This is a genomic window from Cyanobacterium sp. Dongsha4 (assembly GCF_036345015.1).
GTDB lineage: Bacteria > Cyanobacteriota > Cyanobacteriia > Cyanobacteriales > Cyanobacteriaceae > PCC-10605.
Genome location: NZ_CP084098.1, coordinates 2,076,339 through 2,088,601 on the forward strand (window position 1 = coordinate 2,076,339; position 12,263 = coordinate 2,088,601).

The following is a 12,263-nucleotide window of genomic DNA, read 5'->3' on the forward strand; positions in this document are numbered from 1 at the left end:
TTTCGTTTTATCAAAAGTAGCAATATTATTTTTATTGTCAATCATTAATAATTAACAGCCAATTACTAATTACTAATTACTAATTATTCGCAATTTTTTATAATTAATTTTTTACAGGTGCTAATTTAATATTTTTAGCCAAACCCAAAAATGCTAATAACTTAATGGTAATCCATGTTAAATCAATTTCCCACCACTGTAAACCATGACGAGCAGAGTATTGAAAAGCATGATGATTATTATGCCAACCTTCTCCAAAAGTTAATAAAGCCACCCACCAACAATTACGAGAGTGATCATTTGATTCATGACTTTTGTAACCAAATTTGTGAGTAGCGCTATTAACAAACCAAGTCACATGAAAAACTAAGACTAAACGAAGAAAGATACCCCAAACGACAAAAGACCATCCTCCCCACCAAAAGAGTAATAATCCTAAAACAATTTGGATAGGAATAAAGTATTTTTCACAAAAAAGATAAAAAGGATCGTTTTGTATATCTTTAGTATATTTAGGAACATCCTTATTGGCAGGATTTCTTATAAACATCCATCCCATATGACTCCACCAAAAACCCTTATTAGAGTCATGGGGATCACCTTCATGATCTGAGTATTTATGATGGATACGGTGTAAACCCACCCAAGAAATAGGTCCTCCTTCACAGGCTAAAGTGCCACAAAAAACGAGGAAGTATTCTAACCATTTAGGAGTTTCAAAACTGCGATGGGAAACAAGACGATGATAACCCAAAGTTATTCCGATACAAGCGGTTAGCCAGTATAAGAAAGCGGTTATTCCCACTGCACCCCAGCTAAAATTGCTAGGTAAAAAAGCTAATAAAGCTATAAGGTGAATACTTGCCATGTAGATAATAATGTTCCATGCGGGGGCAAGTTTTTCTGTTGTTGTTGTTGCTGTCATTACGTACGGTAAATTTTTTTTTACAAAATTTCAAATTTTTCAGATCAAGATAGTCTAAATCTGAGCTATTTTCGAGTTGATAATTAAAGGTAAGTTTTAAAGATCAAAAAAAGAAAAAGGTCTATGATTCTGCTCTTAACAAAAAAGACAGATTTAACTTTTATTTTGAACTTATAGATCACCAAGTTTAAATTATAAACTATAAACAGTGATCAACAAATTATAGTTTACCATCATCATTTAAAATAATTATCGTAATTGTTATTAAATAAAGTTTAAAAAAAATTTATTATATCAGTAACGCAAAATATCATTGACATACCCGAATGAATAATAACTTTTCCGTCCCTTCTTTAGAAACAATCAAAAAACAACTCCATAATCAAGACTTAGACTCCCTAGAAATTGTCGATTGGGGGCAAGAATCTCCTTGGAAAGAGTGCATTGAGGCATCTGAATTAAAAAATTGTCTTCCTCGCTACATAATTGTCCCAGACAATAAAAAAATGCTATCACAGTTTTTAAAGATTTGTTGCGAAAATCAGTGGCGGATATTACCCCTTGGCAATGGCTCGAAATTACATTGGGGAAAGTTACCTTCTGGGGTAAATGTTTTGGTTAGTACACATAAACTTAATAACATTATTGAACACGCTCAAGATGATTTGACTATTACGGTTCAATCTGGAATGAAAATCAAAGATTTACAGGATTTTTTGGCTTCTTTTAATCAGTTTTTACCAATAGACTCTATTTATTCTCAATTTGCTACGGTTGGTGGAGTTGTGGCTACCGCTAACACTGGTAGTTTAAGACAAAGATATGGAGGAGTGAGAGATTTAATTTTGGGGATTTCTTTTTGTAGAAGTGATGGAGAAGAAGCAAAAGCCGGGGGAAAAGTTGTCAAAAATGTGGCGGGTTACGATTTAATGAAGTTATTTACTGGTTCTTATGGTAATTTGGGTATTATTACGGAAGTTACTTTTCGTTTATTTCCAATTCCTTCTGATTCTATCACTTTGCTTTTAATGGGAAGTCAAGAAAAAATTTGTCAGTTACAAAAAAAGATTTGTGCTTCTGCTTTAACTCCTACATCGGCGGATTTGTTATCGGAATCTTTAATCAATAGTTTAAATTTGGATTTTTCTTTGGGATTGGCGTTGCGTTTTCAGGGTATAGAAGAGAGTATTTCACAACAGAGTGCAAGAGTAAAACAGTGGGCGGAAGATATTGGTTTATTTATTCATCAATGGGAGTCAGAAAAAGAGTTGGATTTATGGACTTGTTTAAAACATAGAGTATTCCAAGATGTTAACAAAAAGAGGGGAATTGTTTGTAAGATTGGTATTTTACCCACTAAAATAACAGAATTGTTTGCTTTAACACAAGGCTATGGTTTTGTTAATATGGGTACTGGTGTCGGTTATATATGTTTGCCAGAAGGGGTTAAAAATCACCAAGTTAGAGGCATCAGAAATTTTTGTCAGGATAATGAGGGTTATTTAACTATTCTTGAATCTGGGATTTCTTCCATTAAACAAGAAATTGAACCTTGGGGCTATGTTGGTAATGGATTGGAGATGATGAAAAAAATCAAGTCAAATTTTGACCCTCTTAATATTTTTGTTGATAGATTATAGTTTAGAAGCTATTATTTCCATATTCTAATAAAGCCCAATAACGGGAATCTTGAGGAAATTTGGCATAAATAATAATATTTCCATTGCCCACGTTAACATTTCCCGCAAAAACGTTACCATAACGTTCCAAATCATGCCATTGATTAGTTGATTTGTTAACGGCTTTTACTTCTAAGGCTTGATCAATTTTTAACTTAAAATAAGCGTTTTGGTTAGGATTTAAGTTGTTATTTAAGGGGGTTTCTAAATAGCCGTTGTATTCATTAAAGTGTTGGAATGTTTTGGGAAATTGATTGCCATTACCTGAAGCTAATATGTTGTAACTGACGACTAAAGGATAAGAATTAGTTTCATCTTTTGGTTTAGCAAATATGTCTAATTTATATTCCCCTTTTTCGGGAAATGACACATTAATGAGTATATTTTCTCCTTGTTTTTGAACGAATGTATAATTATCTTGCAGTTGTTTTTCTTCTGATTTTAAAGATGCGATCGCAACTACATTTTTAGGAGCTTTTAAGGCAATATTAACATTATTTTTATCAGTATTAATATTAACATTAGGATGACTTAACAATTGAATATCGTATTCAAATAGAGTGGGAGAAACATTAGCTAAACTATCAAATTCAGAACGAGAAATAATAGGATTTAACAATTGCCATTTACTATTTTCTGGAAAATGAGTATAGATAAATTCTCGTGGATTTGTGGCAAAATAAAAAGGATTAAATTGAGCATTAAAACCATTATTCGTTACAGTTCCAGCACCCCACGTTGTATCAATTAAGTACCATTTACCATCTATTTTCACTGCATTCCAAGCATGATTTACATTATTATCTAAACCAACAACGTAATCTCCTCCTTTAGCGTAGCCTAAAACAATAACAGATTGTAAACCCATTTTTTTTGCTAATTGCTGGTATAAATTAGCATATCCTGAGCAAATAGTTGAGCGACTATTTAAAACTATTTCAGTTCTAACATCTGGATAAATATTATTATTAAATAAGTCGTTTAATGCTCCTACATCGTAACGAATATTATATGTTATCCAAGTGTAAATAATTCTAGCTTTATCCGCTTCTGTTTTGGCATACTTGGACAAAAGTTGGCTCAATTCTTCTACAGAATTACCCGTATATTTGATGCTTTTAGCTTTTCTGTCAATATCACTAAAATTTCTTTTTTCTAATAATTGATAGTTTTCAGTGATAACCACTGGCTCATCAATTTCTGTAATAAATTCCTCGGTTAGAGATTTAAGAGAATTAACTCGAAAACGAAAGGCATTAAAAAAACTAGATAGATTAGGCGATTCTAATTGATTTTGTAAATAATCTATTATTTGAGGATTACTTTTAATTGTTACTCCTAGAGAAATAACAACGATTAAAAACACAAAAAAACCAAAATTACTTTTTTTTCTTTGACGACGTTTAACTTGTTTATTTCTATGTTTATGCCATTCTCGATATTCTCTTTCTGTAGTCATAATAAAAATTAAACGTTAAAAGTAAATAATAAAAAACTGATTTTCGTTATCAATTCAATATAGTAAATATCAATTTTTCCCTAATTGAAACATTATTAATGAAATGCGATGCCGAAGGCACAGCTAAAGCGGCTCGCAACTTGAATTAACTAAAACGATACGAGCTATATTAATTGATTAATTGACTAAAAATAGGTTCACTAATATTTGCTAATTCATCCAAATTCAGACAGTTAACATCCCCCAAGTAAGGAAAATAACCCAAAACGGGAATACCAGTTAAAGACTCAATTAAACCTTTGGGTGTCCATTGATTTATTTGCGTGGGAGTGTAATCCTGAACACAATTAAAAATAATACCTGCTAACTTTATATTATACTGTTTCGCTAAAGCTACATTTGCCACCGTATGTGCGATCGCACCCAATTTTACAGGTACAATCAAAATAGTATCCAATAACCAGTCATAGGCAATATCAGCAATAATTAATTTTTCTGTAATTGGCGAACCTAAACCACCCAAAGCCTCAACTAAAATAAAATCATAGCTTTTTTGTAAATCTAGTAAACGATTTTTGACAATAGCTAAATCAATAGACTTTCCCTCCAACTTAGCCGCTAAAGGAGGGGCAAGGGGAGCTTGATAACGTAACGGAATAACCGCATCATCAAAATACTGACCATAAAATTCTTCATCTCCAATTTCTCCCGTTTGCAATAACTTCATTAAGGCAGTAGCTAAATGAGATTTCTTTCTCTGCAAATAAGCCCTAAAAGCAGTCGTGATAATGGTTTTTCCCGCATCAGTATCCGTTCCTGCAATTAATAAAGTTTGCATATAGTGTTGTTTATTAAATATAAAAAATACAAAAGATTAAGAAAAAATTAAAAATAGTTAACTAAAAAAGCGGTTTATATAGTAAATTATAATGTTAAGCTAAGAGTATCCTATGCAAAAAAAGGAAACACATTAACACACATAAACCAGTATTAAATATCAAGAGGTTGAGAATTTGCCGTGAGTCATTCTGCCACCTTAACAGTGAGTTCAATCTTACCACAACAGGTATCGGACAACAACCGTTTACGCCTATTTTCTGGATCAGCTAACATTGGCTTGGCCACTGAAGTAGCCCGTTATTTAGGCATGGATTTAGGTCCTATGATTCGGAAAAGATTTGCTGATGGAGAATTATATATTCAAATTCAAGAATCGATTAGAGGTTGTGATGTTTACTTAATTCAACCCTGTTGCCATCCAGTGAATGATAATCTGATGGAGTTGCTGATTATGATTGATGCTTGTCGTAGAGCATCAGCACGGCAAATTACAGCAGTAATCCCTTATTATTCCTACGCCAGAGCGGATCGTAAAACCGCCGGTAGAGAATCTATTTCAGCGAAATTAGTCGCCAATTTAGTCACCACTGCCGGAGCTCACCGAGTTTTAGCAATGGATTTACATTCTGCCCAAATTCAAGGCTATTTTGATATTCCGTTAGATCACGTTTATGGTTCACCTGTAATTTTAGATTATTTGAATCATAAAAATATTGAGGATTTAGTGGTTGTATCTCCTGATGTTGGCGGAGTAGCGAGAGCAAGAGCCTTTGCAAAAAAATTAAACGATGCCCCTCTTGCCATTATTGATAAACGTCGCCAAGCTCATAACGTGGCTGAAGTGATGAATGTTATTGGTGATGTTAAGGGTAAAAATGCTGTATTGGTCGATGATATGATTGATACTGCGGGAACATTGTTAGAAGGTGCAAGGTTATTGAAAAAAGAGGGTGCAAACAAAATTTATGCTTGTGCAACTCATCCCGTTTTTTCTGGACCTGCTATTTCTCGTCTTTCCAGCGATGTTTTTGAGGAAGTAATTGTAACAAATACGATTCCTTTACCAGTGGATAGCTATTTTCCCCAATTAAAAGTGTTATCTGTAGCTAATTTATTGGGTGAAACCATTTGGCGTATTCACGAGGATAGTTCTGTTAGTATTATGTTTCGTTAATTTAAGGATTGCTGAAAAAGTGGTGTTATGGGGATAGGTGTCAGCTATACTCACTGCCCTCGCATAACTTGATCTAGGTAAGCAACTTCGCATCTACTGATGGGTAATACCTGAGTTAGGAGTTCAGGATTAGGAGTTAGGAGTTAAAGTTAATAAATTTTGACAAAAACAGTTAATAAATTGATTTTCGTCTTTCCCATATGAGTGGCTAATGAGTCAATATGGGTATTATAATTAGCTCTATTTTCTTTGAGTATCTTAATTTTTACCTTCTGTATCGGCTTGGTAACGATAAAATTAATTCGTGATTAGGATTATTGCTGTCTAATTTGCGAACTATTAAACCATCATTAAAAAGACGCTCGACACTCAAAAATTCTTGATCTTAGATTTGCGATCGCAACTGTGGTTAAATTAGACAGAATCTCCAACTATTACACATAATGCTTTTCCATTGTCTCTAAATCATAACCATCAAAAAGAGATATAGCCAACAATTCCCACAATAGCGGTAACTTGAATTGTAGATAGTAGAACAAACAACCAACAAAGGAAGTTTTTTTGACATACTCTCGTTTTAGTTCAACATCAAATGTTCTGGTTGTATTAGAAAATAGTAAAAAGTGATAATAATTTATTGAAATACTTAAGAAGTTTATTATGGCTTATTTATCAAGAAACCCTACTAATGTAAGTAATCATATCTTGTTTATTCAAAACTTTTTAATCCAAGTCAAATTTTGCTACAATATAGGTTATTTAAGGAGGATAGTTATTTGTCAAATCAAGTTAGGGTTGCTATTTTAGGAGCAACAGGTGCAGTTGGAACAGAACTCATAAACTTATTAATAGAGCGTAAATTTCCCTTAAAAGACCTAAAATTATTAGCTTCTCCTCGCTCTGCTGGAAAGAAGGTTACTTTTCAAGATCAAACCCTAGAAATTGAAGCAGTTGGCGATAATTCTTTTGATGATGTTGATATTGTTCTAGCCTCTGCTGGTGGTTCAACTTCCAAACAATGGGCAGAAAAAATAGTTTCTGCTGGAGCGGTGATGATAGATAATTCCAGTGCTTTTCGCATGAATCCTGACGTGCCTTTAGTTGTACCTGAAATCAATCCTAATGATGCTCACAATCATAAAGGAATCATTGCTAACCCTAACTGTACAACTATTTTGATGGGGGTTGCTATCTATCCCTTACATCAAATTCAACCTATTCAAAGAGTAGTGGTTTCTACTTACCAATCTGCAAGTGGTGCAGGGGCAAGGGCAATGGAGGAAGTAAAAACTCAATCAGAAGCCATTTTAAAAGGGGAAAATCCCCAACCTGAAATTTTACCTTATCCTTTAGCTTTCAATCTTTTTCCCCATAATTCACCATTGATGGATAATGGTTATTGTGAAGAAGAAATGAAAATGGTTAATGAAACTCGCAAAATTTTTGGAGATGATAGTATTCGCATCACTGCAACTTGTGTGAGAGTACCTGTATTAAGAGCTCATTCAGAGGCAGTTAACATTGAATTTGCCCAGCCTTTTCCCTTAGATAAAGCCCGTGATATAATTGCCCAAGCCCCCGGAGTGAAATTAGTGGAAGATTGGCAAAACAATTATTTTCCCATGCCAATGGATGCAACAGGAAAGGATGAGGTATTAGTGGGTAGAATTCGTCAAGATTTATCGAACCCTAATAGTATAGAATTGTGGTTATGTGGAGATCAAATTCGCAAGGGTGCGGCTTTAAATGCAGTGCAAATTGCTGAACTATTGGTTCACGATAATTAACCAAGAGTGTTTTTTGATTTTTATTTTATGGGTTTTGCCCACAGTTTTTATTTTGACAACTCTATTTATTTGGTAACAGGATTAATTATTGAGCGTGATGAGTAATTATATTTTTGGTCGAGTTTTAACCGCTATGGTAACACCTTTCAATGGTGATGGTTCAGTGAATTATGGTGTTGCAGAAAAGTTAGCTGACCATTTAGTTAATAATGGTAGTGATGGTTTAGTTATTTGCGGTACAACGGGAGAGTCTCCTGCTTTGGAGAGTGACGAAAAATATCAATTACTAAAAGTTGTTAAAAGTGCTGTGGGCGATCGCGCTAAGATTGTTATGGGTACAGGTAGTAACTCCACTCAAAAAGCAATCGCAGAAACAAAGAAAGCCTCTCAGATTGGCGTAGATGGAAGTTTACAAGTAGTTCCTTACTACAATAAACCCCCCCAAGAGGGACTATATCAACACTTCGGTGTGATCGCACGTTCTTGTCCTGATGTTCCCATAATGTTGTATAATATACCTGGACGTACAGGTAAAAACTTAGAAGCGGAAACCACCGCCCAACTAGCACAAGATTTTGATAATATCGTAGCAGTAAAAGAAGCTAGTGCAGATTTGGATCAAACTGCTAAGATAAATAGAATAGCACCGTCAGATTTTTTAATTTACTCAGGAGAAGATTTTTTAACTCTACCAATGATGACTGTGGGATGTGTAGGAGTCGTCAGTGTCGCTAGTCATCTGGTTGGGAAACAAATGCAAATGATGATTCAATCCTATGAAAAAGGAGATAATTTCCAAGCTCAAAAAATTCAAAAGCAACTCTACCCTTTATTTAAAGTTTTATTTTGCAATACTAATCCAATTCCCGTTAAATACGCTCTGCAATTGCAAGGTTGGGATGTGGGCGGTGTAAGACTTCCTTTATGTAATCTCCCCTCTCATCAACAAAAAGAAGTAGAAGAAGTTTTAAATAATTTAGAATTAATTTAAAAGAGTCAAGATTCATATTAAAAAAAGTATTTCAATGATTTATTTAATTCGATACAAATATAATTTTGGTGAGCATTGATAAAAGTTTATTCAAGTTTTTTTGTTCATTAATTACTGTCGAGGAGGTGAAATTGTGATTTTAAACTTATGACATTTAGATTCCCCAGATACCTGTAAAAATTAAAGGTAAAATCCGTCGAATATATTAACAGAAGTCAAAGTAATGATATTGAAGCATTGTTTTAGGGGTGCTTTTTTATAAAAAATATCTCTTTGTTTCGGGGAAAACTAATCTATTTAGCTTATTAACTATTTATTCTTAAAGAAAAACTTAATAAGTCATTATTTAACTACCCTTAAAAATCACATTGTAGTCATTTTATTCTAGTCAAAAAAATCAAACCAATATGAAAGATAAAAAAGTATATACCATTAAAGGCAGACGCACCAGAAAAACTGTAACCACAGAAAACACCGCTCCCACTCCTGTGGAAAAAAGCAATTCTAATCATCAACCCCATGTAAAAATTGTTCCTTTAGGGGGATTACATGAAATTGGGAAAAATACCTGTATCTATGAATATGAAGATGAGATGATTTTAGTGGATGCGGGTATCGGTTTCCCTACTGATGGAATGCACGGTATTAACGTGGTTTTACCTGACATGACTTATTTAAAGGAAAATAACCACAAAATTAAGGCAATGATTGCCACTCATGGACACGAAGATCATATTGGTGGTATTCCTTATCATTTAAAACAGGTGGACTTCCCTTTGATTTATGGACCTCGTTTAGCCATGTCTTTACTTTCTGATAAATTAGAAGAAGCAGGACTTTTAGAAAAAACCAAGATTCATACTGTTTCCCCTAGAGAAGTAGTTAAAATTGGTAAACATTTTCGAGTGGAATTTATCCGCAATACCCACTCCATCGCTGATAGTTTCACCCTAGCAATCCATACTCCCATTGGGGTTTTAATCCACACAGGAGATTATAAAGTAGATCATACCCCTGTTGATGGAGAATATTTTGATTTTCACCGTTTAGCCCAATTAGGAGAAGAGGGAGTATTATGTTTACTGAGTGACTCCACTAACTCCGAAGTACCCGGATTCACCCCCTCAGAAATGTCGGTTTATCCCGGTTTAGATCGAGCTTTCACTCAAGCGAAAGGGCGTTTGATGGTGACAACCTTTGCTACTTCCGTTCATCGTATCAATATTGTCCTTGCCTTAGCCATGAAACATAACCGTAAAGTGGGGGTAGTGGGGCGATCGATGCTTAATGTGATTGCCCATGCCCGTAAATTAGGTTACATCAAATGTCCAGATCATATATTTGTACCTTTAAGAACTTTACGCTCTTTACCTGATGACCAAGTATTAATATTGTGTACAGGGTCTCAAGGGGAAAAATTTGCGGCCATGACTCGTATTTCACGGGGAGAACATCCTCATATTAAAGTAAGAGAGGGAGATTCGATCGTCTTTTCTGCTAATCCCATTCCGGGCAACACCATTGCGGTAGTAAATACAATTGATCGCCTGATGATTCAAGGAGCAAATGTTATCTATGGTAAACAAGCAGGGGTACACGTTTCAGGTCATGGTTGTCAAGAAGATCAAAAATTGATGTTAGCTTTAACCAAGCCTAAGTTTTTTGTACCCGTCCACGGTGAGCATAGAATGTTAGTAAAACACTCAGAAACTGCTCAAAGTGTAGGAGTGCCTAAAGAAAACATTGTAATTATCGATAATGGTGATAGCATCGATCTAACGGTAGATAGCATTGCTAAAGGAGAAAAAGTACCTTCAGGTATTCAATTAGTCGATACTGCTGGGGTGGTTCATGAACACGTAATGGAGGAAAGACAACAATTAGCTGAAGATGGTGTTATTACGATTGCCGCAGTGATTGACTCTAAAGGTAATTTATTAGTTGAGCCTCAAGTTAATTTACGGGGGGTTGTCTGCACTATGGAAGTACCTAGTTTAGAAAGGTTAATCACCAGAACAGTTGATCGCACAATAAGCGATCGCATCAAAAGTAACTTACTTCTAAGTGAGGGGGATAATATCAACTGGAATAGTATTCGCATTGAAGTGGAAACCAATCTCAGCCGTGTCATTCAAAGAGAAATCAATAGCGAACCTTTAGTTATTTTTATCTTACAAGTCCAAGAAGAGATAAATAATAACAACGGACAAATAAACAGTGAATCTCTTTCTGATAGTGATGATAATGACGAAGGAGACGGTAAATTTACTCGCCGTCGTCGTAAAGCTACTGCGAATGTCTAGGTTCGGAGTGCGGGGTTAGGAAATAGGTGTCAGGTATTAGGGTATTGGGGTATTAGGGAGAAGTTAATTAAACACTTTTGCCCTCCCCCCTCGAGAGGGGGGATAAAGGGGGGTTTCTTTTAAGGGGAGATACAGAGGGGTTTCTCTCTTGCCCTTTCAATTTTAACTGCGATGAAGGGGATTTAAACGCTCACTTAATCCCTCTCCTAATAAAGATAAACCCGTTACCATAGTTGCCATTGCCAAGCCGGGGAATAAGGCATTCCACCAAATACCAGTGGGTAAGCCATCTAATGCTAATTTTAGATCATGACCCCATTCTGGTATATCTTCAGGTAAACCTAAACCCAAAAATCCTAAGCCTCCCAAAATTAAAATGGCATCGGCGGCGTTAAGGGTAAATAAAACAGGTATGCTTTGCACTACATTAAAAAAGAGATATTTAGAGATAATACGGGTGGGAGATGCCCCCATCGCTTGAGCGGCTTCGATGAATAATTCTGTTTTAACGCTAGTAGTATGATTTCTCACTACTCGATAATATTGAGGAATATAAGATATAGATAAGGCAAGGGCGGCATTTATTACTCCCCTACCAACCACAAAAGCTAAAGTAACTGACAATAATAACCCCGGTAAAGTATAAATAGTATCCATTAAAAAGAGTAAAACTTTGTCAATTTTTCCCCCAAAATAACCACTAATTAAACCTAATGGAACACCGATAATTAAACTTAAAAATGTAGCAGTAATGACAACTTTTAAAGCGGCTTGTGAACCGAAAATAGTTCGGGAGAAAACATCATAACCCTGCCCTGTTGTACCAAACCAGTATTTACTATTCGGAGCTTGGTTAATGGGATTACTAAGAGATTCTAAGGGGTCTTGAATGATGCCCATATTTTCTAATAAAGGAGCGGAAAAAGCCAAAAATATAAAGGTTAAAGTGATAATAATACCGACTATCAGTAAAACATTTGATAACTGTTTAAAAGTATTTTTTTTTCTTGAAAAACTACGAGCAATCATTTTTATTAGACCTCTTATAAAAGAAAAATAGCAGAAAACTAAATTTAGAGAGTTGGGGAGTGAGGTTAAGGGTTGA

Annotated in this window: 9 protein-coding genes; 5 read left to right on the forward strand and 4 right to left on the reverse strand. The window is 34.8% G+C overall.

Annotated features, from left to right (window positions below; translation table 11 throughout):
* Positions 1–103: 103 nt before the first annotated feature.
* Entirely contained in the window at positions 104–925 is an 822-nt protein-coding gene (locus Dongsha4_RS08995) for an acyl-CoA desaturase (RefSeq protein ID WP_330205321.1), read from the reverse strand.
* A gap of 326 nt (positions 926–1,251) precedes the next feature.
* On the opposite strand from Dongsha4_RS08995, the gene Dongsha4_RS09000 reads away from it, so the two are divergent.
* Complete coding sequence (locus Dongsha4_RS09000) at positions 1,252–2,565, forward strand: FAD-binding oxidoreductase (protein ID WP_330205322.1); 1,314 nt, start codon at positions 1,252–1,254, stop codon at positions 2,563–2,565.
* A gap of 1 nt (position 2,566) precedes the next feature.
* Here Dongsha4_RS09000 and Dongsha4_RS09005 read toward each other — a convergent pair whose 3' ends face one another.
* Both Dongsha4_RS09005 and bioD read right to left on the reverse strand, forming a co-directional pair.
* Positions 2,567–4,063, reverse strand: a complete 1,497-nt coding sequence (locus Dongsha4_RS09005) for a transglutaminase domain-containing protein (RefSeq protein WP_330205323.1) — start codon at positions 4,061–4,063, stop codon at positions 2,567–2,569.
* Between the two features lie 169 nt (positions 4,064–4,232).
* Positions 4,233–4,901, reverse strand: coding sequence for a dethiobiotin synthase (bioD, locus tag Dongsha4_RS09010; RefSeq protein WP_330205324.1), 669 nt, complete (start codon positions 4,899–4,901; stop codon positions 4,233–4,235).
* 180 nt (positions 4,902–5,081) lie between these two features.
* Between bioD and Dongsha4_RS09015 the strand changes: the two genes are divergently transcribed.
* The 4 genes from Dongsha4_RS09015 (at position 5,082) to Dongsha4_RS09030 (ending at position 11,158) form a co-directional block, all read left to right on the forward strand.
* Entirely contained in the window at positions 5,082–6,077 is a 996-nt protein-coding gene (locus Dongsha4_RS09015) for a ribose-phosphate pyrophosphokinase (RefSeq protein WP_015217911.1), read from the forward strand.
* Between the two features lie 776 nt (positions 6,078–6,853).
* The gene (locus Dongsha4_RS09020; RefSeq protein ID WP_330205325.1) at positions 6,854–7,864 is read left to right on the forward strand and encodes an aspartate-semialdehyde dehydrogenase; all 1,011 of its coding nucleotides are present in this window, start codon (positions 6,854–6,856) and stop codon (positions 7,862–7,864) included.
* 97 nt (positions 7,865–7,961) lie between these two features.
* Entirely contained in the window at positions 7,962–8,855 is an 894-nt protein-coding gene (gene dapA / locus Dongsha4_RS09025; protein ID WP_330205326.1) for a 4-hydroxy-tetrahydrodipicolinate synthase, read from the forward strand.
* A gap of 407 nt (positions 8,856–9,262) precedes the next feature.
* On the forward strand, positions 9,263–11,158 hold the full coding sequence (locus Dongsha4_RS09030) for a ribonuclease J (RefSeq protein WP_330205327.1): 1,896 nt from the start codon (positions 9,263–9,265) through the stop codon (positions 11,156–11,158).
* 162 nt (positions 11,159–11,320) lie between these two features.
* On the opposite strand, the gene Dongsha4_RS09035 is transcribed toward Dongsha4_RS09030, so the two are convergent.
* The gene (locus tag Dongsha4_RS09035) at positions 11,321–12,187 is read right to left on the reverse strand and encodes an ABC transporter permease (RefSeq protein ID WP_330205328.1); all 867 of its coding nucleotides are present in this window, start codon (positions 12,185–12,187) and stop codon (positions 11,321–11,323) included.
* Positions 12,188–12,263 lie beyond the last annotated feature (76 nt).

What these genes read in the sequence shown, in the direction of transcription:
- Dongsha4_RS08995 (WP_330205321.1), bottom strand. Translation starts at nt 925, where the DNA reads ATGACAGCAACAACAACAACAGAAAAACTTGCCCCCGCATGGAACATT.
- Dongsha4_RS09000 (WP_330205322.1), top strand. Translation starts at nt 1,252, where the DNA reads ATGAATAATAACTTTTCCGTCCCTTCTTTAGAAACAATCAAAAAACAA.
- Dongsha4_RS09005 (WP_330205323.1), bottom strand. Translation starts at nt 4,063, where the DNA reads ATGACTACAGAAAGAGAATATCGAGAATGGCATAAACATAGAAATAAA.
- bioD (WP_330205324.1), bottom strand. Translation starts at nt 4,901, where the DNA reads ATGCAAACTTTATTAATTGCAGGAACGGATACTGATGCGGGAAAAACC.
- dapA (WP_330205326.1), top strand. Translation starts at nt 7,962, where the DNA reads ATGAGTAATTATATTTTTGGTCGAGTTTTAACCGCTATGGTAACACCT.
- Dongsha4_RS09030 (WP_330205327.1), top strand. Translation starts at nt 9,263, where the DNA reads ATGAAAGATAAAAAAGTATATACCATTAAAGGCAGACGCACCAGAAAA.
- Dongsha4_RS09035 (WP_330205328.1), bottom strand. Translation starts at nt 12,187, where the DNA reads ATGATTGCTCGTAGTTTTTCAAGAAAAAAAAATACTTTTAAACAGTTA.